At 60.7% G+C, this 26,049-nt stretch carries 29 protein-coding genes; 13 read left to right on the top strand and 16 right to left on the bottom strand.

Annotated elements, in window-relative coordinates; genetic code table 11:
* Positions 1 to 446 precede the first annotated feature (446 nt).
* Entirely contained in the window at positions 447 to 992 is a 546-nt protein-coding gene (locus AC07XZ_RS03410; protein WP_039772608.1) for a hypothetical protein, read from the top strand.
* Positions 989 to 1,189 carry a hypothetical protein gene (locus AC07XZ_RS03405; RefSeq protein WP_102685988.1) on the top strand — a complete coding sequence of 67 codons (201 nt, stop codon included), beginning with the start codon at positions 989 to 991 and terminating at the stop codon, positions 1,187 to 1,189. The genes AC07XZ_RS03410 and AC07XZ_RS03405 overlap by 4 nt, the downstream gene beginning before the upstream one ends.
* Positions 1,190 to 1,245: 56 nt before the next feature.
* Here the strand turns inward: AC07XZ_RS03405 and AC07XZ_RS03400 are convergent, their stop codons facing one another.
* Positions 1,246 to 2,184, bottom strand: a complete 939-nt coding sequence (locus AC07XZ_RS03400) for an aspartyl/asparaginyl beta-hydroxylase domain-containing protein (protein ID WP_085747194.1) — start codon at positions 2,182 to 2,184, stop codon at positions 1,246 to 1,248.
* A gap of 186 nt (positions 2,185 to 2,370) precedes the next feature.
* Positions 2,371 to 3,345 carry a cysteine synthase A gene (gene cysK, locus AC07XZ_RS03395; protein ID WP_085747195.1) on the bottom strand — a complete coding sequence of 325 codons (975 nt, stop codon included), beginning with the start codon at positions 3,343 to 3,345 and terminating at the stop codon, positions 2,371 to 2,373.
* A gap of 128 nt (positions 3,346 to 3,473) precedes the next feature.
* Between cysK and AC07XZ_RS03390 the strand changes: the two genes are divergently transcribed.
* From AC07XZ_RS03390 to AC07XZ_RS03380, 3 genes are all read left to right on the top strand, one after another.
* Positions 3,474 to 4,550 (top strand): DUF748 domain-containing protein, encoded by a 1,077-nt coding sequence (locus AC07XZ_RS03390; protein ID WP_102685987.1) that lies wholly within the window; start codon positions 3,474 to 3,476, stop codon positions 4,548 to 4,550.
* A gap of 176 nt (positions 4,551 to 4,726) precedes the next feature.
* Positions 4,727 to 5,572, top strand: coding sequence for an AAA family ATPase (locus AC07XZ_RS03385; protein ID WP_007911294.1), 846 nt, complete (start codon positions 4,727 to 4,729; stop codon positions 5,570 to 5,572).
* A 12-nt stretch (positions 5,573 to 5,584) separates the two neighbouring features.
* Positions 5,585 to 6,763: a vWA domain-containing protein gene (locus AC07XZ_RS03380; RefSeq protein WP_102685986.1), complete on the top strand. Its 1,179-nt coding sequence runs from the start codon at positions 5,585 to 5,587 to the stop codon at positions 6,761 to 6,763.
* A gap of 78 nt (positions 6,764 to 6,841) precedes the next feature.
* Here the strand turns inward: AC07XZ_RS03380 and AC07XZ_RS03375 are convergent, their stop codons facing one another.
* Genes AC07XZ_RS03375 through AC07XZ_RS03360 form a run of 4 tightly spaced genes read right to left on the bottom strand, consistent with a single transcriptional unit; the run spans position 6,842 to position 10,556 of the window.
* The gene (locus AC07XZ_RS03375) at positions 6,842 to 7,759 is read right to left on the bottom strand and encodes a 5-oxoprolinase subunit C family protein (RefSeq protein WP_102685985.1); all 918 of its coding nucleotides are present in this window, start codon (positions 7,757 to 7,759) and stop codon (positions 6,842 to 6,844) included.
* Complete coding sequence (locus AC07XZ_RS03370; RefSeq protein ID WP_102685984.1) at positions 7,756 to 8,460, bottom strand: 5-oxoprolinase subunit B family protein; 705 nt, start codon at positions 8,458 to 8,460, stop codon at positions 7,756 to 7,758. The genes AC07XZ_RS03375 and AC07XZ_RS03370 overlap by 4 nt, the downstream gene beginning before the upstream one ends.
* Positions 8,457 to 9,209 carry a 5-oxoprolinase subunit PxpA gene (locus AC07XZ_RS03365; RefSeq protein ID WP_085747199.1) on the bottom strand — a complete coding sequence of 251 codons (753 nt, stop codon included), beginning with the start codon at positions 9,207 to 9,209 and terminating at the stop codon, positions 8,457 to 8,459. The genes AC07XZ_RS03370 and AC07XZ_RS03365 overlap by 4 nt, the downstream gene beginning before the upstream one ends.
* Before the next feature lie 60 nt (positions 9,210 to 9,269).
* Positions 9,270 to 10,556, bottom strand: coding sequence for an MFS transporter (locus AC07XZ_RS03360; protein WP_102685983.1), 1,287 nt, complete (start codon positions 10,554 to 10,556; stop codon positions 9,270 to 9,272).
* 146 nt (positions 10,557 to 10,702) lie between these two features.
* Between AC07XZ_RS03360 and AC07XZ_RS03355 the strand changes: the two genes are divergently transcribed.
* Entirely contained in the window at positions 10,703 to 11,614 is a 912-nt protein-coding gene (locus tag AC07XZ_RS03355) for a LysR family transcriptional regulator (RefSeq protein ID WP_102685982.1), read from the top strand.
* A 34-nt stretch (positions 11,615 to 11,648) separates the two neighbouring features.
* On the opposite strand, the gene AC07XZ_RS03350 is transcribed toward AC07XZ_RS03355, so the two are convergent.
* The 3 genes from AC07XZ_RS03350 to AC07XZ_RS03340 are packed head-to-tail and all read right to left on the bottom strand — an operon-like array spanning position 11,649 to position 13,498.
* Positions 11,649 to 12,191, bottom strand: a complete 543-nt coding sequence (locus AC07XZ_RS03350; protein WP_007956487.1) for a DUF2937 family protein — start codon at positions 12,189 to 12,191, stop codon at positions 11,649 to 11,651.
* 13 nt (positions 12,192 to 12,204) lie between these two features.
* Positions 12,205 to 12,981 (bottom strand): class II glutamine amidotransferase, encoded by a 777-nt coding sequence (locus AC07XZ_RS03345; RefSeq protein WP_007956486.1) that lies wholly within the window; start codon positions 12,979 to 12,981, stop codon positions 12,205 to 12,207.
* Between the two features lie 16 nt (positions 12,982 to 12,997).
* Entirely contained in the window at positions 12,998 to 13,498 is a 501-nt protein-coding gene (locus AC07XZ_RS03340) for an MFS transporter (protein ID WP_102685981.1), read from the bottom strand.
* A 99-nt stretch (positions 13,499 to 13,597) separates the two neighbouring features.
* Between AC07XZ_RS03340 and AC07XZ_RS03335 the strand changes: the two genes are divergently transcribed.
* Complete coding sequence (locus AC07XZ_RS03335; RefSeq protein ID WP_102685980.1) at positions 13,598 to 15,652, top strand: S9 family peptidase; 2,055 nt, start codon at positions 13,598 to 13,600, stop codon at positions 15,650 to 15,652.
* 108 nt (positions 15,653 to 15,760) lie between these two features.
* Entirely contained in the window at positions 15,761 to 16,234 is a 474-nt protein-coding gene (locus AC07XZ_RS03330; RefSeq protein WP_007956482.1) for a cyclic nucleotide-binding domain-containing protein, read from the top strand.
* On the opposite strand, the gene AC07XZ_RS03325 is transcribed toward AC07XZ_RS03330, so the two are convergent.
* Complete coding sequence (locus tag AC07XZ_RS03325) at positions 16,231 to 16,515, bottom strand: hypothetical protein (protein WP_039772629.1); 285 nt, start codon at positions 16,513 to 16,515, stop codon at positions 16,231 to 16,233. The two genes, AC07XZ_RS03330 and AC07XZ_RS03325, sit on opposite strands and share 4 nt — an antisense overlap.
* Positions 16,516 to 16,594: 79 nt before the next feature.
* On the opposite strand from AC07XZ_RS03325, the gene AC07XZ_RS03320 reads away from it, so the two are divergent.
* The 4 genes from AC07XZ_RS03320 (at position 16,595) to AC07XZ_RS03305 (ending at position 18,753) form a co-directional block, all read left to right on the top strand.
* A complete protein-coding gene (locus tag AC07XZ_RS03320; RefSeq protein ID WP_102685979.1) occupies positions 16,595 to 17,281 on the top strand; it encodes a spermine/spermidine synthase domain-containing protein in 687 nt (228 codons plus the stop codon).
* Between the two features lie 49 nt (positions 17,282 to 17,330).
* A complete protein-coding gene (locus tag AC07XZ_RS03315) occupies positions 17,331 to 17,702 on the top strand; it encodes a YajD family HNH nuclease (protein WP_007944009.1) in 372 nt (123 codons plus the stop codon).
* A gap of 121 nt (positions 17,703 to 17,823) precedes the next feature.
* The gene (locus tag AC07XZ_RS03310) at positions 17,824 to 18,294 is read left to right on the top strand and encodes an RNA methyltransferase (RefSeq protein ID WP_007958066.1); all 471 of its coding nucleotides are present in this window, start codon (positions 17,824 to 17,826) and stop codon (positions 18,292 to 18,294) included.
* A gap of 81 nt (positions 18,295 to 18,375) precedes the next feature.
* Complete coding sequence (locus AC07XZ_RS03305) at positions 18,376 to 18,753, top strand: YgaP family membrane protein (protein WP_007958064.1); 378 nt, start codon at positions 18,376 to 18,378, stop codon at positions 18,751 to 18,753.
* 127 nt (positions 18,754 to 18,880) lie between these two features.
* Here the strand turns inward: AC07XZ_RS03305 and AC07XZ_RS03300 are convergent, their stop codons facing one another.
* Together AC07XZ_RS03300 and AC07XZ_RS03295 are read right to left on the bottom strand one after the other, a co-directional pair.
* Positions 18,881 to 20,110, bottom strand: coding sequence for a hypothetical protein (locus AC07XZ_RS03300; protein ID WP_102685978.1), 1,230 nt, complete (start codon positions 20,108 to 20,110; stop codon positions 18,881 to 18,883).
* A 20-nt stretch (positions 20,111 to 20,130) separates the two neighbouring features.
* A complete protein-coding gene (locus AC07XZ_RS03295; protein WP_064594159.1) occupies positions 20,131 to 20,580 on the bottom strand; it encodes a YcgN family cysteine cluster protein in 450 nt (149 codons plus the stop codon).
* A 279-nt stretch (positions 20,581 to 20,859) separates the two neighbouring features.
* Between AC07XZ_RS03295 and AC07XZ_RS03290 the strand changes: the two genes are divergently transcribed.
* Positions 20,860 to 21,453 carry a nitroreductase family protein gene (locus tag AC07XZ_RS03290; protein ID WP_007958056.1) on the top strand — a complete coding sequence of 198 codons (594 nt, stop codon included), beginning with the start codon at positions 20,860 to 20,862 and terminating at the stop codon, positions 21,451 to 21,453.
* Between the two features lie 116 nt (positions 21,454 to 21,569).
* Here AC07XZ_RS03290 and AC07XZ_RS03285 read toward each other — a convergent pair whose 3' ends face one another.
* From AC07XZ_RS03285 to AC07XZ_RS03270, 4 genes are all read right to left on the bottom strand, one after another.
* Complete coding sequence (locus tag AC07XZ_RS03285; protein WP_102685977.1) at positions 21,570 to 22,502, bottom strand: D-2-hydroxyacid dehydrogenase; 933 nt, start codon at positions 22,500 to 22,502, stop codon at positions 21,570 to 21,572.
* A gap of 106 nt (positions 22,503 to 22,608) precedes the next feature.
* Complete coding sequence (locus tag AC07XZ_RS03280) at positions 22,609 to 22,902, bottom strand: YcgL domain-containing protein (RefSeq protein ID WP_039772642.1); 294 nt, start codon at positions 22,900 to 22,902, stop codon at positions 22,609 to 22,611.
* Positions 22,899 to 24,032, bottom strand: coding sequence for a ribonuclease D (rnd, locus tag AC07XZ_RS03275; protein WP_007958043.1), 1,134 nt, complete (start codon positions 24,030 to 24,032; stop codon positions 22,899 to 22,901). Before rnd ends, AC07XZ_RS03280 begins: the two co-directional genes overlap by 4 nt.
* Positions 24,033 to 24,162: 130 nt before the next feature.
* Positions 24,163 to 25,812 (bottom strand): phosphoethanolamine transferase, encoded by a 1,650-nt coding sequence (locus tag AC07XZ_RS03270; RefSeq protein WP_102685976.1) that lies wholly within the window; start codon positions 25,810 to 25,812, stop codon positions 24,163 to 24,165.
* Positions 25,813 to 26,049 lie beyond the last annotated feature (237 nt).

The following is a 26,049-nucleotide window of genomic DNA, read 5'->3' as shown; positions in this document are numbered from 1 at the left end:
ACCACCTGTAGTCAGGCAAATAGCCAACTCAGCCGAAGCTGAAATTCAGTAGGTTTTTTCAGGCGGGCACAGGGGTCAGCAGATAACGCTGATCAGCCCGAAACACCAACGCCCGGCGGTGATACGACTGCGCACACCGGCGTGCTACTGACAGGTGGAGGGTAATGACTGATCTGCACAGGCTGCTGATTCCCGCACGGCACGACGCCAGCGTTGACCGCTGAATCGAGTACCGCGTTGATGAAGGATGCAGGCATCTGGGCTGATCTTTTTTGAAGGGTTGAAAGGTGAGTCGTGGGACTCACGAGCGCCGACTATAACCAGCGCGGGACATGGATTGCAACGACTTGGACAAAGGGCCAGTAGCGACAGGCAGGAGGCAGGCGCATAGGCTCGTTTGCAATTGCAACGACCATTGATGGGGGACATGGAATGCGCGAGATCAAATGCCAAGGGAACGGAATCATCTGCGGTATCAGTTGTACAAATCGCAAGCCAGGAAGCTTGCCCGCCTTGCCACGACTCAACTCCAGATTGACCTGGAGATGGCTGGCCCCACAACGCTTGACCTTTCGAAAGTACGTTTCGAACCCATCGACTCGTTGGCACTGAGTGCTTTTGAGTGTTGGGAGAGCCCACATTTTTCATGGGAAGAAGTCATTGGATGGAAAGCGCGCGAACCTCTCGCTCTCGACATCGCAATCTGGTTTGAATCTGAACTGTGCGGACTTTGCTTCGCCAACCCGAATAAAAGTCGACAACGCATCCGAATCGTACGACTGGAGGGGCGGCCAAGAGAAACACATCCATTGAAAAACCGTGTTGCACCGCTATCCGTTCTGGCAATTGAGCAATACGCCCGCATCATTGGCAGTAGCTTGATCGAGGCTCAAGAACCATTCCAGGGAGCAATACCAATTTACGAACAACTCGGCTTCGGTTTGGATAACGAGGGTCGCCTTGTCAAAACAGTAGGGAGCCTAGTATTGTGAAAAAAGCTCAAATATTGATCAACCAAGGTGGGAATATGCGCAAAGAAATAAAAAAATCCCCCAGGAAGAAAAAAGCGCATGCAATAAGGGGTGAATCTGATCCGGCGGTTCTGACAGCCAGTCAACGACGGCTCTTACAGATCATTGCAACCGGCACCGCTATCGATGAACCAAGCTTACTTGCTGGCCGTCCCTGATTCCGAAAACAAAAAACCGCTCAAACGAGCGGTTTTTTATGCTTTTAATTCCAGCCTCAACCAAACAGCCAATACCCCAGCAACGTCAACACCACCACCGCCAGCACCGGCCGCATTACGCGGTAGGCCTTCGGATTGCGGCGTTTCCACTGTTTGACCCCACCGCTGAACTTGTCGCTGAAGTTCTTGCTCCACGCGTAAGCCTGGTTGATCCCGCCGACGCGCTCGTCGTCGAGGTTCTGCGGTGCCGTGGCACGGCCCAGCCAGGCGCTGATGAAGCGGTTGATGCGGGTCATGAGGCGATTGCTCAGGGGACGCTCGATGTCGCAGAACAGGATGACGCGGGTCTTGTCGGTTTCGTTCTTGACCCAGTGAACGTAGGTTTCGTCGAACATCACGTCTTCACCGTCGCGCCAGGCGTAGACCTGACCGTCGACGAAGATCCTGCAGTCGTCGGAGTTCGGCGTCGACAGGCCGAGGTGATAACGCAGGGAACCGGCGAACGGATCGCGGTGCGGGTTCAAATGGCTGCCGCCCGGCAACAACGCGAACATCGCGCCTTTGACGTTGGGGATGGCACTGACCAGCGCCACGGTTTTCGGGCACAGGGTTTCGGCCGAAGGCAGCGGTTTGTCGTACCACTTGAGGTAGAAACGCTTCCAGCCCTTCTTGAAGAACGAGCCGAAACCGGCGTCGTTGTTCTTCTCGGCGGCGCGAATATAACCCTCGTCGAACAGGTGCATCGCCTCGTCGCGAATGGTTTCCCAGTTATCGCGCAACACGTCCAGTTCCGGAAACTTGCTGCGGTCCAGATACGGCTTGGACGGCACACCCGAGAACAGGTACATCAAGGCGTTATATGGAGCGAACAGCGCCGAGTGGTTGACGAACTGACGCAGCACCGGCAAACGCGCCTTGCCGCGCAAATGCACGTAGAGGATGCTGCCCACAAACAGCAGCAACACCGACACCTTGGCGGCTAACGAAAAGGTCATCAACAACTCCTTGAAATAAGACAACGCCACGCCATGCCATTTACCCGAGATGGCGGCCGGCCATGATAAACACTACCGGCTCCGGGAAAAACCCGCCCGACTCAAGATTCAGTGTTAAGAATTGCGCAACAAAGCACTTCTTAACATAACGATCCTGAACCTTGGCTGACCTGAATCAACGCGCCCTTACTGCTGGTTCTCCTGATCGGTGAACAGATCACTGAACAGCATGCTCGACAGATAACGCTCACCAGAGTCGGGCAGCACCACCACAATGGTCTTGCCCTGCATTTCCGGCGTCTCCGCCAGACGCACCGCCACCGACATGGCCGCACCGCAGGAAATACCGCACAGGATCCCTTCCTCCTGCATCAGGCGCAGGGCCATGGCCTTGGATTCGTCATCCGTCACCAGCTCGACCCGGTCAACCATCGACAGATCAAGGTTCTTCGGCACGAAACCGGCGCCAATCCCCTGAATCTTGTGCGGGCTCGGCTTGATTTCTTGACCTGCCAGCGCTTGGGTAATCACCGGCGAAGACACCGGCTCCACCGCCACCGACAGAATCGGTTTGCCCGCCGTATTCTTGATATACCGCGACACGCCGGTAATGGTTCCGCCGGTGCCGACGCCCGCCACCAGCACATCGATGGCGCCATCGGTGTCATTCCAGATTTCCGGGCCGGTGGTTTTTTCGTGGATAGCCGGGTTGGCTGGGTTATCGAACTGAGCGGGCATGAAGTATTTGCCCGTGTCACTGGCTACGATTTCGTTGGCCTTTTCAATAGCGCCCTTCATGCCTTTCGCCGGCTCGGTCAGCACCAGTTCGGCGCCCAGCGCCTTGAGCACCTTGCGCCGCTCGATGCTCATCGAGGCCGGCATGGTCAGCAGCAATTTGTAACCGCGAGCGGCCGCCACGAAGGCCAGACCGATGCCGGTGTTGCCGGAGGTCGGCTCGACGATGGTCATGCCCGGCTTGAGTTTGCCGCTGCTTTCGGCGTCCCAGATCATGTTGGCGCCAATCCGGCACTTGACCGAGTAGCCCGGGTTGCGACCTTCGATCTTGGCCAGAATGGTCACGCCACGGGGCGCGATGCGGTTGATCTGCACCAACGGCGTGTTGCCGATGGAATGGGCGTTGTCAGCAAAAATACGGCTCATGGCTGGGTCCTTGTGCAGCGTTGAATTCAGCCTTCCAAGGTAAGCCTGTTGCCCGTGTCAGTCCAGTCGGGCCGAACGTCTGCGGCAGGCGGCAGTCAATCGCTTTACACCGTTCGGGATTTGTTGCCATGAAGCGTCGCTACCGCTGGCCGTTGTGGATTTTCGCCACCATCGTGGTATTGCTGGTCACCCTGCATATCGCCCTGCCCTACCTCGTGCGCGACTATCTGAATGACAAGCTTGCCAATATGGGCGACTACCGCGGCCAGATCACCGACGTGGACCTGGCGCTCTGGCGCGGGGCCTACAAGATCAATGGCCTGAAAATCGTCAAGGCCGACGGCAAGGTGCCGGTGCCGTTCGTCGATGCGCCGGTTATCGACCTGTCTGTCAGTTGGCACTCGCTTTGGTACGACCACGCGGTGGTGGCGCAGGTGAAGTTCTTCAAACCCCAAGTGAACTTTGTCGATGGGGGAGCCAACAAGCAGAACTCCCAGACCGGTCAAGGCACCGACTGGCGCGCCCAACTGGGCAAACTGCTGCCGATCACTCTCGACGAAGTGCAGATCAACGATGGCCGCATCAGCTTTCGCAACTTCAACTCAAAACCACCGGTGAACATGAATGCGACCAATGTCGACGCCAGCATCTTCAACCTGACCAACGTGGTCGACACCAAGGGCAAACGCGACGCCCGCTTCGAGGGTAAAGCCCTGCTGCTGGGCCATGCGCCGCTGGAAACCACAGCCACCTTCGACCCGTTGAGCAATTTCGAAGATTTCGAATTTCGCCTGCGGGCCCGCGACATCGAACTCAAGCGCATGAACGACTTCGCCTCGGCCTACGGCAAATTCGACTTCAACGCCGGCCACGGCGACGTGGTCATCGAAGCCGCCGCCAACAAGGGCCAGCTCAAGGGCTATATCAAACCGCTGCTGCGCGACGTCGACGTCTTCAACTGGCAGCAGGATGTCGAGAACAAGAACAAGGGGATCTTCCGCTCGATCTGGGAAGCACTGGTCGGCGGCACCGAAACCGTGCTGAAAAACCAGGGCAAGAACCAGTTTGCCACCCGGGTCGAACTCAGCGGCAGCGTGCACCAGCAAGATATCAACGCGTTCGAAGCGTTTTTGCAGATTTTGCGCAACGGATTTATCCAGGCCTTCAATGCCCGGTATGAACGGCCGAAGCCGGATGCCGGATAGCGCGCTTGCTCAACTCGCTCTCGGCCGAAACTGAGTCAACATGTGACGCCCCATTCAGAGACTGAATAAGCCGTCTGCGTTCACAGTCGACCGGGCCGCGCGTTATAGTCGGGCATCCGATTATTTCGCCCCCGCCCTGGCCGTTCAGGTCGGCGTTACCGTTCGAGGATTAGCAGATGAAATTCGAAGGCACCCAGGCCTACGTCGCCACCGATGACCTGAAGCTGGCGGTCAACGCCGCCATCACCCTGGAGCGGCCGCTGCTGGTCAAGGGCGAACCGGGCACCGGCAAGACCATGCTCGCCGAGCAACTGGCCGAATCGTTCGGCGCCAAGCTGATCACCTGGCACATCAAGTCCACCACCAAGGCCCATCAGGGCCTGTACGAGTACGATGCGGTCAGCCGTCTGCGCGACTCGCAACTGGGCAATGAAAAAGTCCACGACGTGCGCAACTACCTGAAGAAGGGCAAGCTTTGGGAGGCGTTCGAGTCCGAAGAACGCGTCATCCTGCTGATCGACGAAATCGACAAGGCCGACATCGAGTTCCCCAACGACCTGCTGCAAGAACTCGACAAGATGGAGTTCTACGTTTACGAGATCGACGAGACCATCAAGGCCAAGAAGCGTCCGATCATCATCATTACCTCCAACAACGAGAAAGAGCTGCCGGACGCGTTCCTGCGCCGCTGCTTCTTCCACTACATCGCCTTCCCCGACCGCACCACCCTGCAGAAAATCGTCGATGTGCACTACCCGGACATCAAGAAGGATCTGGTCAGCGAAGCGCTGGACGTGTTCTTCGACGTGCGCAAGGTACCGGGCCTGAAGAAGAAGCCTTCAACCTCGGAACTGGTCGACTGGCTGAAACTGCTGATGGCCGACAACATCGGCGAAGCGGTACTGCGCGAACGCGATCCGACCAAAGCCATCCCGCCGCTGGCCGGTGCGCTGGTGAAGAACGAACAGGACGTGCAACTGCTTGAGCGCCTGGCGTTCATGAGCCGTCGCGGCACCCGCTAAGAGGCTGATGCCATGTTGCTCAACCTGTTCAATGAAATGCGTGCAGCCAAGGTGCCGGTGTCGGTGCGCGAGCTGCTCGACCTGATCAACGCGCTGAAACAGCGCGTGACCTTCGCCGACATGGACGAGTTTTACTACCTGTCGCGGGCGATTCTGGTGAAGGACGAACGGCATTTCGACAAGTTCGACCGTGCGTTCGGCGCCTACTTCAATGGCCTGGAAAAGCTCGACGATCACTTGCAGGCGCTGATCCCCGAAGACTGGCTGCGCAAGGAATTCGAGCGTTCGCTGAGCGACGAGGAACGCGCGCAGATCCAGTCCCTCGGTGGCCTGGACAAGCTGATCGAAGAGTTCAAGAAACGCCTGGAAGAACAGAAGGAACGCCACGCCGGCGGCAACAAATGGATCGGCACCGGCGGCACCAGCCCGTTCGGCTCCGGAGGTTTCAACCCGGAAGGCATCCGGGTCGGCGATGCTGGCAAGCGCCAGGGCAAAGCGGTGAAAGTCTGGGATCAGCGCGAGTACAAGAACCTCGACGACTCGGTGGAACTGGGCACCCGCAACATCAAGGTCGCCCTGCGCCGCCTGCGTAAATTCGCTCGTCAGGGCGCGGCTGAAGAGCTGGACATCGACGGCACCATCGACCACACCGCCAAGGATGCCGGGCTGCTGAACATCCAGATGCGCCCGGAACGGCACAACACGGTGAAACTGTTGCTGCTGTTCGACATCGGCGGCTCGATGGACGCCCACGTGAAGATCTGCGAGGAACTGTTCTCGGCCTGCAAGACCGAGTTCAAGCATCTGGAGTACTTCTACTTCCACAACTTCATTTATGAATCGGTGTGGAAGAACAACATGCGCCGCACCTCCGAGCGCACGTCGACCCAGGACCTGCTGCACAAGTATGGCGCCGACTACAAAGTGATCTTCATCGGTGACGCCGCGATGGCGCCCTATGAAATCACCCAGGCCGGCGGCAGCGTCGAGCACTGGAACGAAGAGCCGGGTTACGTGTGGATGCAGCGTTTCATGGAGAAGTACAAGAAGCTTATCTGGATCAATCCGTACCCGAAGGACACCTGGGGCTATACCTCTTCGACCAATATCGTGCGGGATTTGATCGAGGATCAGATGTATCCGTTGACATTGCGCGGGCTGGAAGAAGGGATGCGGTTTCTGTCCAAGTAAGCGGATCGTTCCCATGTCGAGGCGTCGAACCGTCTGCGTGGGAACGATCAAACGCAAACGCATTCGACGTGGGAACGATCAAGTAAAGCGCTTTAGATATTCGACGTGTTCCCGGTGTGCCACATCCTGCACCACCGGGCGCAATCTGACCTTCGCCCCCGGCAGACACTGTGCCAACCGGGCCAGCGCCAACGGCGTCAACGCTCCCAATCGCGGATAACCGCCAATGGTCTGCCGATCATTGAGCAAAACGATCGGCTGCCCGTCCGGCGGCACCTGCACCGCGCCCAGCGGGATGCCCTCGGAAATCATCGGCTTGCCCTGATACTGCAACGCCGTGCCCAACAGACGAATACCCATGCGGTCGGCGCGACTGTCCAGCGTCCAGGCGCTGTTGAATGCATCGAACAGGCTCTGCCCGCTGAACTGACCGATCTGCGCGCCGAGCACCAGATCGAGCGGCGCGTCGAGACGCAGGTCCGGTCGATGCTCCGCCGGGACCTCACGCACCAATAAGGTTTCGCCCTGATAACTCAGCGAAGCGCCCTTGGCCAATGGCAAGCCAAAACCATCGAGACCGCCGAGTTCCTCACGTACCACCGTGGCACTGCTGCCCAGCACTTTTGGCGCACTGAAACCGCCGGGCGCCGCCAGATAGGCCCGCGCCCCCTGCAACGGCTGGGTGATCTTCAAGGTCTGCCCTTTGCGCAGCTTGAAACTGCGCCACGGCGCCAACGCCTCGCCGTCGATCTGCGCGCCAAGGTCGGCGCCAGCCAATGCCAGCAAGCAATCTTCTTCAGCCACCACCGTGAACCCGCCGAGGGTGATTTCGATCACCGGCAAGTCCAGGCCATTGCCCAGCAGCCAGTTGGCCCAGGCCATCGACCGCCAATCTGCCGCGCCGCCCTGGGTCACGCCCAGATGGCGTACGCCAAACCGCCCGGCGTCCTGCAACAAGCACAGCGGCGTGCTTGCTTCAATCGTCAGTCGGCTCATGCGAAGGCCTCCAGAGGCGTGTCGTCACCGCCGAGGCGGATGAATTCGGCATGGCTCACCGCTTCGAAACGCACGGTGTCCCCGGGCTGCATGAGGCTGTAGCCATCGCGTTCACGGTCGAACAGTTTTGCCGGTGTGCGACCGATCAGGTTCCAGCCACCGGGAGACACCACCGGATACGCCGCTGTCTGCCGCTCGGCGATGCCGACGCTGCCGGCGGCGACTTTCTTGCGTGGGGTATTCAGACGCGGTGCTGCCAGGACTTCTTCCACCAAACCCATGAAGGCAAACCCGGGTGCGAAGCCAAGCGCGAACACCTGATATTCACGGGCGCTGTGGCGGCGGATCACCTCTTCCACCGCCAAACCGCTGCGTTGTGACAGCAGGCTCAATTCCGGTCCGACGCTAAGGTCGTACCACACCGGCAACACATGACACTGGCCACCGGTTCGCGCATTTGGCGACAGGTCGATCAGCGCTTCGGCGATCAGTTCCCGGGCCTGACCCGGATTCAATTCGGTCAGGTCGTAATGCACCATCAACGTGGTGTACGACGGCACCAGATCGATCAGATGTGCGCCGAACACCGTGCGCAACCGCTCACTGGCGGCGAGCATCCACGGCATGTTGGCTTCGGCGATTTCATCGAACAGGCGCAGCATCAGGCAATCCAGCGCTACCACTTCCACCCGCGGATTCATGGCGCGCTCTGCTCGTTCAGGGCCTGACGAATGCGTTGCACGGCGGCCACTGAACTGGCGTTGTCACCGTGCACGCACAGCGTGTTGGCTTGCAGGTGCAGCGCGCTGCCGTCGCTGGCGGTGAGGTTGTCGCCACGAGCGATGGTCAGCGCTTGCGCGATGATGGTTTCGGAATCGTGATGCACCGCGCCCGGCAGTTGTCGCGAAACCAGTCTGCCAGCGCTGTCATAGGCGCGGTCGGCGAAGGCTTCGAACCACAGGGTCACGCCGTATTCGTCGCCAAGCTGTTGCGCGGCCGTATTGTCGCGGGTGGCCATCAGCATCAGTGGCAAGCTGCGATCGTAAGCCGCGACGGCCTGAATCACCGCCCGCAACTGCGCCGGGTTGGCCATCATGTCGTTGTACATCGCGCCGTGGGGTTTGACGTAACTGACTTTGCCACCCTGGGCACGGCAAATGCCGTCGAGGGCGCCGATCTGGTAATGCAGGATGTCTTGCAGTTCCTGGGCGGTGTAAGCCATGGAACGTCGGCCGAACCCCACAAGATCCTGATAGGCCGGATGCGCGCCGATCTGCACACCGTGGCTCAGGGCCAGGCTGACGGTCTTGCGCATGATGCTCGGGTCGCCGGCGTGAAAACCGCAGGCAATGTTGGCGCAATCGATGAAGGGCATGACTTCCGCGTCCAGACCCATGGTCCAGCTGCCGAAGCTCTCGCCGATGTCACAGTTCAATAGCAGGCGGCTCACGGTGAACACTCCTGTAGCTTTTGTCTTTTTTTATCGTAGGGCGTTGTCGCAGGTTATCAGTTACTGCGCGTCCAGTTGTTTGCCACGGGTTTCCGGCAGGCTCAACGCCGCGAGGATCACCACCCCGTAGGACACCGCCGCAAAGGCACCGATACCTACGCTCAGCGGCACTTTCTGGCTGAGCAGCCCGATCAGCAGCGGGAACAATGCCGCCAGCGCCCGGCCAATGTTGTAGCAGAAGCCCTGCCCCGAACCGCGAATCCGCGTTGGAAACAGTTCGGTGAGAAACGCGCCCATGCCACTGAAAATCCCCGAGGCGAAGAAGCCCAGCGGGAAGCCCAGCCACAGCATCACGCCATTGCTGACCGGCAATTGGGTGTAGAGCAGAACGATGGTGAACGAGCCGACCGCGAACAGGATGAAGTTCTTCTTGCGGCCCAACAGGTCGGTCAAATAGGCGCTGATCACATAACCGGCGTAGGAACCGATGATCACCATTGCCAGATAACCGCCGGTGCCGAGTACGCTCAAGCCGCGTTCGTTCTTCAGAAACGTCGGCAGCCAAGAGGTGATCGCGTAGTAACCGCCGAGGGCGCCGGTGGTCAGCAACGAGGCGCGGATCGTGGTGAAGAGCATGCCGGGGGCGAAGATCTCGTAGAACTTCGAAGGGCTTTCCGGGGTTTGTCTGGCCTTGGCTTCGCGGTAAATCTCCGGATCTTTCACCAGACGGCGGACGAAAATCACGAACACCGCCGGCACGATGCCAAGGATGAACAGTGCGCGCCAGGCGTCTTCCGGTGGCAGCACCGAGAACAGCAGCGCATACAGAATCGCTGTCAGGCCCCAACCCAAGGCCCAGCCGGATTGCACCATGCCCACCGCCTTGCCGCGGTCCTTGGCCCGGATCACTTCACCGATCAGCACCGCACCGGCGGTCCATTCACCGCCGAAACCGAAGCCCATCAAGGTGCGGGCGATCAACAGCTGTTCGTAGTTCTGGGCGAAGCCGCAAAGGAAAGTGAAGAATGCAAACCACAGCACCGTCAGTTGCAGGGTGCGCACGCGGCCGATGCGGTCGGAGAGAATTCCCGCCACCCAACCGCCGATGGCCGACGCGATCAGGGTGCTGGTATGAATCAGGCCGGCTTCGCCGGTGGTGATGCCCCACATCGCGATCAGGGTTGGCACCACGAAGCTGAGCATCTGGGTGTCCATGCCGTCCAGACCGTAGCCGATCTTGCAGCTCCAGAAGGTCCGGCGCTCCTGCTGATTGATGTTGCGATACCAGTCGAACGGGCCGGGACGGGCCGCAGTCTTGGGGAGGTCGAGGGTGTCGGGCGCACTCATGGCATGTCTCCGCAGGCTTTTATTGGTCTTGTTCGAAGCTCCGACGACGCCTATCGTGGGAACCGGATGCGTCGATTCTTGGGTGCGTCACCCGGTCGCGTCCAACGAATAAAAACCCGCCCAAGACATAAGAAAAATTTGTTGCCATGAACCTGAAGTTTCTCGAAACCTTCGTCTGGGTCGCCCGGCTGAAAAGTTTTCGCCTGACCGCCGACAAGCTGTTCACCACCCAGGCCTCGATCTCCAGCCGGATCGCGGTGCTCGAAGGCGAGCTCGGGGTGAAGCTGTTCCTGCGTGATTCACGCGGCGTCAGCCTGACGCCCGAAGGTTTGAAAGTGCTGGACTATGCCGAGCAGATGCTCGACACGATGCAGGCGCTGAAGCAGTCGATCGAGACCCGATCGAGCAAGGTCGGCCGAGTGCGCATCGGAGTGATGGACACGGTGATTCACACCTGGCTAAGCCCGTTGGTGGCGCAGATGACCGATCTTTATCCACGGGTGGAAATCGAGCTGGTGGCGGATACCTCGCTGAACCTCTGTGATCAGCTGCAAAAAGGCTTTCTCGACCTGATCCTGCAAACCGATCTGGTGCGCCAGGAAAGCGTGCGCAGCCTCGAACTGGCCAGCCACCCCATCGGCTGGATCGTCGCCACCCATTCGATCTACAACCGCGACTACCAAAGCCTCGCCGACCTGGCGCAGGAACGCATAATCACCTACTCGAAAAACTCCCGGCCGCATCAGGACATCCTGGCGTTGATGCAGGCCCAGGGCGTGCTGGCGCCACGGTTGAACTGTGTGAATTCGGTGTCGGCGATCACCCGGCTGTTGCGCGACGGCTTCGGCATTGGCGCGTTGCCGCCGGTGCTGGTGGCCGAGGAACTGGCGCGGGGGGAATTGACTTTGCTCGACATCGAACAGCGTCCACCGAACCTGCAAGTCGTGGTGTCATGGCGGGTCGGTGTGGAATGGGTCGAGGAGATTGTGATGCTGTGTCAGCAGGTGCTTGAGGGGTATGCGCGCAAGGTGGGCAAGGATTACATCGTTCTGAGTTGATCGTTCCCACTGCGTGGGAACGATGCATCGGAGCTTACAACCCGCGCACATCCCGGTCTTCGATCGGCCGGCTCTGGCGCAGGCGCTTGCCGCCCAGCACCACCCAGTCGATCAGACGGAACAGACATTCAAGACCGAACGACAACAGCAGCGCGCCGCTCATCCCCCAGATCATCGCTTCCGGCGTCAGCAGGATCTGGTAGCTGTAGCCGTTCCAGGTTTCCTTGCGGATGTCCGGGTCGGCGGCCAGCACCACTTGCAGGAAGCGGATGTACCACGGCCCCTGCATCGCCTGGAATTGCTTGTCCAGCGCCAGCTGACGGTTGAGCAAGGTGCTCAGGCTGTCGGCATCGCTGCGAAACACCGGATCTTCGCTGGCACGGTAATGGGCGACCAGCGCCTGGATATCACCCTTGAAAAACTGCTCGGCGGTACCCTGGAAGCCGCGCAGACCGGTCTGCGCCTCGATCAGGTGCGCTTCGACCCGCTTGGCGTAATCGTTGATGAAGCCCGGCACCTGGACACCGATCAACAGGCCCGCCGCAAACAACACCAGCCGTAGATAACTGAGCAACATGGGGGTGCAATCCTTATTCGGTCGTGCCTTGGCTGACGCATTCGCCGCGTCGCCACAGGCTCCATTGGCCCGGTTCGTAGCGGGTCCAGGTTTCGTTTTCGGTCAAGGGTTCGGTGGCAATCACCGTGACCACGTCATTGGGCGTGGTTTCGGCCTGGAAATCGACGATCACATCGACGTCCTTGAGCCGTGCCGGACCAAACGGTGCGCGTCGGGTGATCTGCGCCAGTTTGGTTGAGCAATAGCAGAACAGCCAGTCGCCGTCGCTGAGCAGGCAGTTGAACACGCCTTTGCTGCGATATTCGGCGCAGGCCGCGACCAGATCCGGCAGCAGCACTTCTATATCGACCGGTTCCGGGAACGCTGCACGTACGCGATTGAGCAAATCGCAGAACGCCGCTTCGCTGTCGGTATCGCCGACCGGGCGGTAGAAACTTTTGATCGGCGAGAAGTCGGCGAGCTGGCCGTTGTGCGCGAAGCACCAGTTGCGGCCCCACAGTTCGCGGACGAACGGGTGGGTGTTGGACAGGCAGACCTTGCCGACGTTGGCCTGACGGATATGACCGATGACCACTTCGCTCTTGATCGGATAGCGCTGCACCAGATTGGCCACTTCCGACTCGCTGCTGGCCGCCGGGTCCTGGAACAGGCGCAAGCCGCGCCCTTCATAAAAACCGATGCCCCAGCCGTCGCGGTGCGGACCGGTGCGACCACCGCGCTGCATCAGCCCGGTGAAGCTGAACACGATGTCGGTCGGCACGTTGGCACTCATGCCCAGTAATTCACACATGTGCGGACTCTCGTGATTACAGACGCGGCTCGACCCGCATGCGCTGCGGGTTGCTCGGCATTGGCGGGCGACCGTAACGGTCATCGCCGGCACCGCCGAACGGTTGATCGGCGTCCCGTTCATCATCGGCCCGGGCCGCTGCGCGGGCGGCTTCAGCTTGCTCTCGGCGGGCCTTGGAAGCGCGTTCGATCGGCAGGCGGATCAGCACGAAAATCAGGTACAGGCCGAACGCGATCATGGCGTACATGAGCAGTTCGGAAATAGCGCGCCAGGCGTTATTGCCGACCTTGAACGCCAGATCCAGCGCGGTGATGGCAATGGCCGGGGCGAATTTTTCCTTCACCGGGTCAATGATGGTCGGGCTGAACAGCAACACCGCCATCAATACACGCAGCGGCTCGCGCAGCCAGCGCCACATCCAGCGGGTCATGCGCATCCACACCAGCAGGCAGCCCACGGCGGCAAAGGCGTAGAGGCCCCAGGCGATCAGATAGTCGTTCTCGGTCATGGTGTCCATGGCAAGGCAGGCAAAGAGGCGCTTATAGTAACGACTTTTCGCACGTCAGGCTTCCCCGCCGTCCGTGCGGCCCTTATTTGTCATGTCCGAGAGCTTTCCATGCCCGTATCCGCCAACGTCAGCAGCGCCCCGATTGCCCACAAGGCCGCCGGTCACGACCCGTACGCCTGGCTGCAGGAACGCGACACCGACGCGGTGCTCGACTACCTCAAGGCTGAAAACGACTATCAGCAGGCGCAGACCGCCGATCAGGCCGAACTGCGCGAAACCCTGTTCGAAGAGATCAAGGGCCGGATTCTCGAAACCGACCTGTCCCTCCCCTCGCCATGGGGCCCATACCTGTATTACACCCGCACCACAGCGGGTGACGAATACGCCCGTCACTACCGCTGCCCGCGCCCGGCCGACGACAGCCTGACCCTCGATGAAAGCCGCGAACAACTGCTGCTCGATCCGAACGCACTGGCCAACGGCGGATTTTTCTCCCTCGGCGCCTTCAGCATCAGCCCGGATCACCAGCGTCTGGCCTACAGCGTCGATGCCTCGGGCGACGAGATTTACACGCTGTTCGTGAAGGAATTATCCAGCGAGCGCGTCAGCGAACTGGAATTCCAGGACTGCGACGGCAGCATGACCTGGGCCAATGACAGCCTCACGCTGTTCTTCGGCGTACTCGACGACACCCATCGTCCGCACAAACTGTTCCGCTATCGTCTGGACGGCACCGCCGCCGAAGAGGTCTTCCACGAGCCGGACGGGCGTTTCTTCCTGCATTGCTACCGCGCCAGCTCGGAGCAGCAATTGCTGCTGTCCCTGGGCAGCAAGACCACCAGTGAAGTCTGGGCGCTGGACGCCAATCAGCCGCAGCAGCCGTTCACGTGCCTGGCGCCACGGGTCGAGGATCACGAATACGACGTCGATCACGGCAAACTCGACGGCGAATGGACCTGGTTCATCCGCACCAACCGCGACGGCATCAACTTCGCCCTGTATCAGGCGCCGGACACCGGCATCGCACCGAGCGAAGCCGACTGGCAGAACCTGATTCCGCACAGCGATTCGGTGATGCTCGATGGCGTGACCCTCAACGCCGAAGCCCTGACCCTGAGCCTGCGCGAAGGTGGGCTGCCGATCATCGAAGTTCGCCCACACGGTCTGGCGCCTTATCGCGTGCAACTACCGGACGCGGCCTACAGCCTCTACGTGCAAAACAGCCTTGAATTCGAAAGCGACCGCATTCGCCTGCGCTATGAAGCGCTGAATCGTCCGGCTCAGGTTCGGCAACTGATCCTCGCCACCGGCGAACAGACCGTCCTCAAGGAAACCCCGGTGCTCGGCCCGTTCGACGCCGACGCCTACGTCAGTCAGCGCCTGTGGGCGACCGCACCGGACGGCACCCAGGTGCCGATCAGTCTGGTGATGAAACGCGAAATGGTCGGCAAAGCGGTGCCGCTGTACCTGTACGGTTACGGTGCCTACGGCTCAAGCCTCGACCCGTGGTTCTCCCACGCCCGCCTGAGCCTGCTGGATCGCGGCATGGCGTTCGCCATCGCCCACGTGCGTGGCGGCGGCGAGCTGGGCGAAGCGTGGTACCGCGCTGGCAAGCAAGAGCACAAGCACAACACCTTCAGCGACTTCATTGCCTGCGCCGAATTCCTGATCCTCAACGGCATCACTACCGCGCCACAGCTGGCGATCAGTGGTGGCAGCGCCGGTGGCCTGCTGATCGGCGCGGTGCTCAACCAGCGTCCGGATCTGTTTGGTGTGGCGATTGCCGAAGTGCCGTTCGTCGACGTGCTCAACACCATGCTCGACCCGGATCTGCCGCTGACCGTCACTGAATACGACGAGTGGGGCAATCCCGAAGAGCCGGAGGTCTACGAGCGGATCAAGGCCTATGCGCCGTACGAAAACGTCACTGCACAGGCGTATCCCGCAACACTGGTGATCGCCGGCTACAACGACAGTCGCGTGCAATATTGGGAAGCGGCCAAGTGGGTGGCGAAATTGCGCGCGACCAAGACCGATGACAATCCATTGCTGCTCAAGACCGAACTGGGCGCCGGCCACGGCGGCATGAGCGGGCGTTATCAGGGATTACGTGACGTAGCGCTCGAATATGCATTTGTTTTCAAGGTTCTGGGCATTGCCTGAGGAACTCCACCGGTCAGTCAGGTCTTAATTCCGGGCACCGGGAGCCGATAAGCAGATCGGCCCCCGGTGGCGAGCCTGCCACCCGACACAACAAAAAGACCGCACGACATGTCAGAACCCACTCTACTGAACAACGAAATCCGCGACTGGCTGATGGACTGCGGCCTGTTCGATCAATTGCAGCTGGCGGATTTTGCCGCAGCTTCGGGCTACTTCAGCATCAGCACCGTAGCTGAAGGCGAAGCGATCTTTCGCGAAGGCGATGCCGGCAGTTTCATGTGCATCATCCATACCGGCCAGGTGGCCGTGCAGAAAACCGGCGGCGACGGCCAGGTCGTGACCATGGCCACCCTGCGCAGCGGCCGCGCGTTCGGTGAAATGGCCGTGCTCGACGGCGAACGCCGCTCGGCGACTTGCGTCGCAGCGAGCAACTGTCAGTTGCTCAACCTCGGCAAGGATTCACTGGAAAAAATGCTCAACGACGCACCGAAGATCGCCGCCAAGATCATCCGCGCCCTCGCTGTCTCGCTGTCCAAACGTCTGCGCATGGCCGACGGCCAGCTCGCCGCCCAGCAGATCTAGCCTCCCGGGGATTTGGGTTTGCTGTCGTTCTGTTCCAGGCCCGGCAATGGCTGATCCTTGGTCGGCGGGCTGGGCATTTCGATCGGCACCAGCGGCGGGCCGCCACTGCCGGGGCCGGCCTTGGGAATCGGCACCGGGCTGATCTGCGGATACGGGGTCGGCGTCGCCGTACCGGGCGAGCCCGGTTGCGGTGTCGGGCTGACGGGAATCGTCTGTTGCGCCTGTACGGCAGTTATCGAGAGCGCGGCCAGGGTAATGACCGTTAGAATGGTGCGCTTCATCAAGGGCTCCGTTGGCCTGAAGTCTGCCTTCAGGCTACTCCCAACGCGCCGGCTTGCCTTCCCCCCTGTAGAGATTTCCATGAAACGTTTCGTTCTGCTCGACACCACGCCGATCCCTGACAACGGTGGCGCCCTGTGCCTGTTCGAGTATGGCGAGGACTTCGTCATCAAGATCCAGGGCGGCGACGGCGGCCAATTGATGAACACCCGCATGCACGGTTCCGAAGACGCGCTGGCCGAGATTCCGTGCCGCAAGGTCGCCGGCCGGCCGAACTCGCGGGTGTTGATCGGCGGCCTGGGCATGGGCTTCACCCTCGCCTCCGCGCTCAAGCATCTGGGCAAGAGCGCCGAAGTGGTGGTCGCCGAACTGGTGCCCGGCGTGATCGAGTGGAACCGCGGCCCGCTCGGTGAAAAGTCCGGACGCCCGCTGCTCGATCCGCGCACGGTGATTCGCCAGGAAGACGTGGCCAAGGTGCTGCAAAGCGAGCCCGACGGCTTCGACGCGATCATGCTCGACGTCGACAACGGCCCCGAAGGCCTGACCCAGAAAGCCAACAGCTGGCTGTATTCCGCCGCAGGCCTTGCCGCGTGCGCCAAGGCGATGCGCCCCAAAGGCGTGCTGGCGGTGTGGTCGGCCAGCGCCGACCGGCAGTTTTCCGACAAATTGAAGAAGGCCGGTTTCAAGGCCGAGGAAGTCCAGGTCTTCGCCCACGGCAACAAGGGCACGCGCCACACGATCTGGATTGCCGAGAAGCTCAAGGGCTGAGCTAAACTTGCCTCATAACCGTCATTAGTCTTTCTACAAAGGTGAACCCATGAGTTCGTCCACCCCGACCAACACTTCGAAGCTGGATCGCATCCTCGCCGACAACCAGCGCGACAAGGAAATGGGCTACCGCGACAAGGCCCTGAAGATGTACCCGCACGTGTGCGGCCGCTGTGCCCGTGAGTTTTCCGGCAAGCGCCTGAGCGAGCTGACCGTGCATCACCGCGACCACAACCACGACAACAACCCGCAGGACGGTTCCAACTGGGAACTGCTGTGCCTGTACTGCCACGACAATGAACACTCGCGCTACACCGACCAGCAGTACTTCGGCGAAGGCTCGCTGAGCACGCCGAAAATCGCCAAGGCTACGCACAACCCGTTTGCTGCCCTGGCCGGGCTGATGAAAAAAGAAGACTGAGCCACCACTCCGATCGTTCCCACGCAGAGCGTGGGAACGATCAGCACCGCAGATCCTGAATCTGCCCGACCTCCCCCAATCCCCGTATAATCGCCCTCTTTTTCCCGAAGGCACCCCGCTCGTGGCAGACAAACGGTACAGCTGCATTGGTTTGTATAACCCCAAATCACCGGAAAACGTCGGTTCGGTGATGCGCGCCGCAGGCTGCTACGGCGTGTCGACCGTGTTCTACACCGGCAAGCGCTATGAGCGCGCCGCCGATTTCGTCACTGATACCAAGCGCGTGCACTACGACATCCCGCTGATCGGCATCGACGACCTGAAAAAGATCCTGCCGCTCAACTGCGTCCCGGTCGCCGTGGAACTGGTCGACGGCGCCCGCCCGCTGCCGGAATACACCCACCCGGATCGCGCCCTGTACATCTTCGGCCCCGAAGACGGTTCGCTGGATCAAGAGATCCGCGACTGGTGCGAAGACGTCGTGTACATCCCGACCACTGGCTGCATGAACCTCGCCGCCACGGTCAACGTCGTGCTCTACGACCGCATGGCCAAAGGCCTGAACACCCGCTCCGGGCCGAAATTCCGCTGAAACGCCACACATCCAATGGAACGAGCTGACCGCCTGCGCAGTCAGCTTGTTTATCCATTACTCATTGCCTGGAGAAAGATCATGACCGAGCTCAAACGCGTCGAGCGTATCGAATCCACCCCGTTCCAGAGCCGTTCCGAGCAGAACGTCGAAGGCTGGGAGCGCATCGGCTCGCTGGCCGGCGGCGTGATCATGGTCGGCAAGGGCCTGCGCCGTGGCGGTGTATTCGGGCTGATTCAGGTGGCGATTGGCGGCGTGGCCATGGCCCGCGGCATCACCGGCCACAGTTCGGTGAAAAGCCTGCTGGAGAAAAGCCGCCAGGACATGAACAACGTGCGGGCGAAGATCGAGCGGGCCGGTGAAGAACTGAGCAAGCTCAAAGCCAATGCCGAGGCGGCGACCAAAACTGCCACCGTGACCGGCAACGACTCGGTGAAATCGCCGAAAGCCGGGGTTTGATTCTGGATTTGCCTTGAGGCTGATGGCCTCATCGCTGGCAAGCCAGATCCCACAATGTTTTGAGCTGGAGACCAATCGGTGGTCACCGCACAAACCTGTGGGAGCTGGCTTGCCAGCGATGGCGGTATTACTGCAGTAACCCGGTATCAAGGACTTTGGACGACTCGCCGAGAATGCTTTCGGCGAGTTGGACGAACTCTTTGGTATCCACCGTCCCCAGGTGCATCGCCCCGCGCAGCACGTCATCCAGCGAGCGCTTGTTGCGGGTCTTCAGGCGAATCTCGCCGTCCAGCTCCTGTAACAACAGCACCGCTTTCGACAGCTGCGCCGGGCTGATCTGCTCGCCGCGCAGGGTCGTGACTTTCTGGCTGTCCTTGACCAGTTTCGCCTGCAACGCCTGATAACGCTCGTCGCTCATGCCCCCGGCACGGCGTACCAGTTCGATGGCGTAATACTCGGCAAAACCCTCGCTGATCCAGTCACTGCGCTGTTCGTCGTTGATCCGTCCGAACACCTGCGCCAACTCGCGCACCAAAACACTGCTGCCGCTTTCGCTGACCAGCGGCAAGCGCGTGTTGAGGTAGATCGACTCCCGCGCCGCCAGGCTGCCGCGCCACATCGGGTCATTGGCGCCGACGATCAGCAGTTTGCTCGGGTGGCGCGGAAACACCGCTTGCACCTGCGGCCAGACGAACGTCAGCAGCGTCAGCACGTCCATCCGGCGCATGCCCTGCCCTTGCGGCGAGGCCACGGTGACTTCGGTTTCCCCCAGTCGGGTGCGGCGGCTGCCAAGGTGGCCGGCGAGCATCCAGCCGGTCGGGCGGTCGAACAGGCGGGACGGATTGTCGATGCGGAATTTGTTCTTGCCGATGCGCGGCCAGGCGGTTTCGACGCTTTTCCAGCCGTCGGGCAATTCGAAGTGCAGGCGCGCGACAAGCTCGATGCCGTCCTGTTGGTCGAGCTTGGCCGGCGGTACCAGTTCATCACCGCGCATCAGCGCCCAGGTCGGGGTCATGCGCGTGTCGAAGCTGCCGTTCTTGCGGCCGTGGCTGATGCGCACGCGGTAGGTCAGGCTGGCCTTGTCCGCCGTCGGGCGCCATACGCCGCGTGCGTGTTGGCCCGGCGTCAGTTGCCATTGGCCGTCGGCCTTGAAGTCGCTGTAATAGCTGCCATCGCCCAGATCGAAATCCAGACTGCGCACCGCTTCGCCTTTGGCGAGGGTCAGGCGCACTTCGGCCTGATCGCTCTGCGGCAGCAGGCGTACCTGATAATCCAGATCGACTTTCTTGGCCGCCCACACCGGCGCACTCAGCGCCAGCAACGTGACGATCAGCGCCCGGCGCAATCCCGTCGCCATACCTGCTCCTTGGTCAATCGTTAACCTGCGCGGAAAATCAGGTGATCTTCCCAGTCGTCTTCCGGCACGCTGCCTTCGGCGAGCATGCGCCCGGACTGGGAAATCCGTTCGTGGTGCACCGCGTCACGATCACCGCAGACCAAGTGATGCCACAACGGCAGATCCTTGCCTTCGCTGACCAACCGATAACCGCAGGTCGGCGGCAGCCATTTGAATTCTTCAGCCTGGCCCGGGGTGAGCTGGATGCAGTCCGGGACAAACTGCATGCGGTTCGGGTAATCGCTGCACTGGCAGGTTTTCAGGTCCAGCAGTTTGCAGGCGATGCGCGTGTAATAGACGCTGTTGTCTTCTTCATCCTCGAGCTTCTGCAGGCAGCACAGGCCACAACCGTCGCACAGCGATTCCCATTCCTCGTGATCGAGTTGATCGAGGGTTTTGCGTATCCAGAACGGTTCAACTTTGGCGGCCATGGCTCAAGCATCAACATCAGGTGGTGAAAAGGCCGCCAGTCTAGTGCCCAAGGCCCCGTGGGCCAAGCGCTGGCGACTGCCGGTTGTGCGGGGCTTGTCAGTTTTTGCACGGCCAAGTAGCTTTGCCGGTCACACCAGGCCTTTGCCGGATGCCATTAACGCTCGACCGCGTCGCATCCGGTGAACTGCAGGCTTGCGCCACAACCCCATCGTTCAGCCCAACTGATCCCGCCGGGTTTCGCTTCCAACCTGTCCTCAAACGTAGCAAGGAATCTTTCGATGAGTGCCAACCCTCGCGTTGCCGAATACGCCATTCACCCGCAGTTCACCGATCGCTGGTCGCCCCGCGCCTTCACCGGCGAAGCGATTTCCGAGGAAACCCTGCTGAGCTTCTTCGAAGCCGCGCGCTGGGCGCCATCGGCGTACAACTCGCAGCCGTGGCGTTTTCTCTACGCCCGTCGCGATACGCCGAACTGGGAGCGTTACCTGGGCCTGCTCAATGAGTTCAACCGCAGCTGGGCCCAGCACGCGTCGGCGCTGGTGATCGTGATTTCGAAAACCACCTTCACCGCACCGGGCGCGACCGAAGAAACGCCTGCGCTGTGGCACACCTTCGACACCGGTTCCGCGTGGGGTCATCTGGCGCTGCAAGCGAGCCTGAGCGGCTGGCACACCCACGGCATGGCCGGTTTCGATCAGGAGCTGACCCGCAAGGAGCTGAACATCCCGCAAGGTTATGCGCTGCATGCCGCCGTTGCGGTGGGCAAGCTGGGTGACAAGGCAACCCTGGCGGATTACCTGCAAGCACGGGAAACGCCGAGCCCGCGTCGCCCGCTGAGCGAACTGGCGGCTGAAGGCGATTTCACCCTCTAAACCTCGTTTGATCGTTCCCACGCTCTGCGTGGGAATGCCTCAAGGGACGCTCCGCGTCCAGTGACGCGGAGCGTCACGGGCTGCATTCCCACGCGGAGCGTGGGAACGATCTCTAGTCAGTAACCGCGTGCGAAATCCACTTCCCCGCGCAACGCCTCTCCCGCCTGATACGCCCGCAAGTTATCCAGAAACAACTGCACCATCATCGGTGGCGATGTCGGCGCCGAGCTGTGCCCGGTCAGCAGCAAGCCCCATGCGGTCCAGAAAGGATGCCGTTGTGGCAGCGGTTCCTGACGGCAAACGTCGATCACCGCGCCGGCCAGATGGCCTTCCTTCAACGCTTCGACCAGATCCGCATCGACCACCGCGACACCGCGCCCGGCGTTGATGAACAACCCGGTCGGCTTGAATTGCTTGAACAGCGCCGCGTCGTAGATATCGTGGGTGTGCTCGGTGTTGGGCAGCAGGTTGACCACGTAATCCGCTTCGCCCACCAGCCGCGGCAAGTCCGCCATCGAACCGACTTCGACAAACGGCGCCTGCTCGCGGGCGCTGCTGGCGACGCCGTACAACTCGACGCCGAACGGCAGCAGGAACTGCGCCACGCTCTGGCCGATGTCACCGGTGCCGACGATCAACACCTTGCGTCCGACCAGACTCTGGCCGGTGCGGTTGTCCCACTTGCGCTCGACCTGGCTGACCAGCCGCGCCAGCACTTCGCGCTCGTGACCAAGCATGTAAGTCAGCACGTATTCAGCCATCACCTGACCGAAAATGCCGACCGCCCGGGTCAGGCGGTAATCCCGGCGCAGGCCGTCGGCCAGCAGCGGCGTGATGCCGGCCCAGGTCGATTGCAGCCATTGTGGCTGGTGGCCCTGACGCAACAGGGTCGCCAGCAGATCCGGCTGGCCCAGCCACACCGGGCAATCGACGGCCTGGCGGGCCAGTTCGGCGGAGTCGCCGCTGGTCAGCACTTCAAGCTCCGGAGCCGCCTGACGCAGCAGTCGGGCGTATATCGCGTGGTCGTGTTCAGCAATCAGAACGCGCATCTTCAAACCTTTCGCAAACCGTGCAGGCGGCCGCCAACTTCGTGGCAGCCGTCGCCGTAAAAACCGTTCCAGGGGTTACAAGAGGCCCAGGACAGGGCCTCGCGGATCAGACCGGGTCGTTGCGTCGCAGCAACTCTTCGGGCAAGTGCTCGATGTACTCTTCCTCGGCCGGTGGCATTTGCAGGTGATAGCCCTGCTTTTCGAGGTTTTCCAGGACCACGGCAATGTCTTCGCTGGCCAGCTTGCGCTCGGGGGTCAGCACCAGATCGAAGGAATGCCTGGCCTTGCCGAACGCCGCCATCAGGCCTTCCGGCACACGCTCCAGCGCATCGCTCTTGAGCACGTACAGGTACATGCCGCTTTTCTTCGAACTTTGATAAATGGAACAAATACGTTTCAAGGCTGTTCTCCGGCGGTGGCCAGGCTGTCGAGCAGCTTCTGGCCCATCAATTCGCGGCGCCAGCCACGCAGCGAATCAGGCAATTGGTATGGGCCCTCGGGGAAGCCGCTTTTGACCAGCGCTTCGAGGGTTTTCTTGCGCAGCATCAGTTCCGGCGCGATGCCCAGACGTTCAGCTTCGGCCTGACCGAGCGCCCGCAGCTGTTTGATCAGCGCGGCGGCTTCGATCGGCAATGGCTCCGGCACGGCTGGCGGCCATTGATCAGGCCCCACACTGCCAGAGCGCTTGATCAGATCAAGCAGAAACTCGCCGTCCTGACGCACGGTACGCGGGTGCATGTCTTCGATCTTGCCCAGCGCGCTGAGGTTGTCCGGTTGGGTCCGGGCCAGCGGCCACAGCGAGTGTTCACGGACGATGCGATTGCGCGGCAGGTCGCGGGCGCGGGCCTCGCGTTCACGCCAGGCGCACAGCTCGCGAAGAACAGCCAGTTGGGCGCGGGACAGTTTCCACGCCAGTTTGGCCTCACGATACACCTCGTACGGATCGGTCTCGCGGCGCAGGTTGGCGACCAGTTCGGCGCCGTCCTCCAGCACCCAGGCGAATTTGTCGTCAGACAGTTTCGGACGCAGTTGTACGAAAACCTCCGCCAGATGCACGGCGTCTTCAGCGGCATAGCTGATTTGCGTGTCGGATAACGGACGCTGCAACCAGTCGGAACGGGTTTCGCCCTTCGGCAGTTCGATGCCGAGCACTTCCTGCACCAGACGCGAATAACCCATCGAGAACCCGAGGTTCAGATAGGCAGCGGCCAGTTGCGTGTCGAACAGCGGCGCCGGCAGGCTGCCGGTCAGGCGCAGCAGGACTTCGAGGTCTTCGCTGCAGGCGTGCAGGACTTTGAGCACCGCAGGGTTTTCCAGCAGCGCGGCCAAGGGTTGCCAGGCGTTGATGGTCAGCGGGTCGATCAGGTAGGCGCGTTTGCCGTCGCCGACCTGCAACAGACCGGCAATCGGGTAGAAGGTGTCGACCCGCATGAATTCGGTGTCGAGGGCAACGAACGGCAGCTGCTGCCACTCGGCGCAAAACTGCGCGAGGCTATCGTTGTCGCGAATCCAGTGAATATCGATGGCCACACGGCTCTCCCTTCAAGAATGGCGCGCAGTATATATCGCCACCGGCGCTTTCCGCGCCTTTACAGGGCAAGAGCTTGATGAAATCTCCTGCCTGAGGGAAAGAATAGTCTTACAGAGTGAGTCTGCCGGCTCAGTCCTTGGCCAGCACCCCGTCGATCACCGCCCCCCGGCAGCCGGCAAACATGTCCAGATCCGGCTGGTAGACCTTGCTCTGCACTTCCAGCAGACCGAGCATCGAGTGGAACAGGTTGTCCTGGCTCAGCGGCTTGTCGCGGCTCATTTGCAGGCAATGAGTGTCGACCGAGTAGGACTTCTGATAGCTGTCGGAGAACCACGCCAGCATGGCCACGTGTTTTTGCTGCTCCGGTGCCAGCATGTACGGCGTGCCGTGGAGGAACAGGTTGTACTCGCCCAGGGATTCGCCGTGGTCGGACAGGTACAGCATGGCTGTATCGACCTTGTCCTGATTGCTGCGCAGCACATCGATCAGGCTCGACAGCACATGGTCGGTGTACACCAGCGTATTGTCGTAACCGTTGACGATGCTCTCGCGGCTGCAATTGTTCAGCGCGTTGCTTTCACACACCGGGGTGAAGTGTTCGTATTCCTTCGGATAACGCTTGAAATACTCAGGGCCGTGGCTGCCCATCTGGTGCAGGACCAGCACGGTGTCCTTGTCCAGGTGATCGATGAAGCTTTGCAGGCCCTGTAACAGGATTTCATCGCGGCATTCGCTGTTGGCGCACAGCGCCGGGTCTTTCAGATTGCTGACGTCCTGGAGGGTAACGCGATCGCAGGTGCCCTTGCAGCCGGACTGGTTGTCGCGCCAGACCACGTCGATCCCGGCACGCTTGAGCACGTCCAGCAGCCCTTCCTCATTCTTCGCCTTGCTGGCGTCGTAATCCTTGCGGCCCATGTTGGAGAACATGCACGGCACCGACACGGCGGTTTCCGTGCCGCAGGAATGCACGTCGGTGAAGGCGATCAGGCCGGCTTCCTTGTCCAGTTTCGGCGTGGTGTCGCGGCCATAACCGAGGATGCCGAAGTTTTCCGCCCGGGCACTCTCCCCCACCACCAGCACCGTCAGGGATTTGCGCGGATGGTTCTGCACGGCGGCGTTGCGCTGGGCGTCTTCGCCGATTGTGACGAACGGTTGCTGCGCCGAAGCCACCTGCTCACGCAGATAACCGGCCGAGGCGCCGATGTAGTTGCTCGGTACCAGCATCAAGCGAATTTCGTGGTGATTGCGAAAAAGCGACGACAGCCCTTGATAATTGGCCAGCGCGACGCCGCCAATGACCGCGGCCGACGCGACACTCACCACAACTTTGCTTAATAACTCGCGATGCCAGCGACGATAGTTGACTGGAACTTTCCACAACAACCAGGACGGCAAGACACCCAGAAAAACGATATAAGCCAGCAACTTCAAAGACAGCAGATCGCGCACTTCAGTGGCATTGGTTTCGGCAAAGTTGCGAAACATGCCGGCATCGATCATTACACCGTATTGGCTCATGAAATAAGCCACGCCAGCGCTGACCATAAACAACAACGTCAACACGGGTTTCAACACGGGTCGAAACGCCAGCAACGTCAGAACGATGTTATACGCCGCGAAGATCATCACCCAGAACGCAATGCGCATGGCAATGCCTTTGCCGTCCGCAGCGGTGATATCGAACAGGTGCTGCCAGAGAACGAAATTGAATCCGGTCAAAAGAAAGGCGCTGGCAAACAACGTCACCCATTCCGGGCGCACGGCTTTTAACTTGAACATGGCGAGGGGCTATTTCCTTGAAAGAAGTGCCGTCGTCAATTGTGAAAATTTCATTGACTCAGACAACACAAACTTTAAGCAGGCAACCATCAATTTTTTGTGAAAAAGAAGCCAACGATTAGTTGGCCCATGAAATAACCATGAAACTTTCGGTGTATTTGAGAATGGTTCAGCTGTGGTTCAGTCGCAGTCGACGAGGTGCCGTATCGATTTTCTCGATAGCGACCCTGACTTTCT

The sequence above is a fragment of the Pseudomonas sp. GW458-11-26-14-LB4 genome (assembly GCF_059423925.1).
Note: the sequence above shows the minus strand (reverse complement) of the source record. Positions and strands in the feature narration are given on the sequence as shown.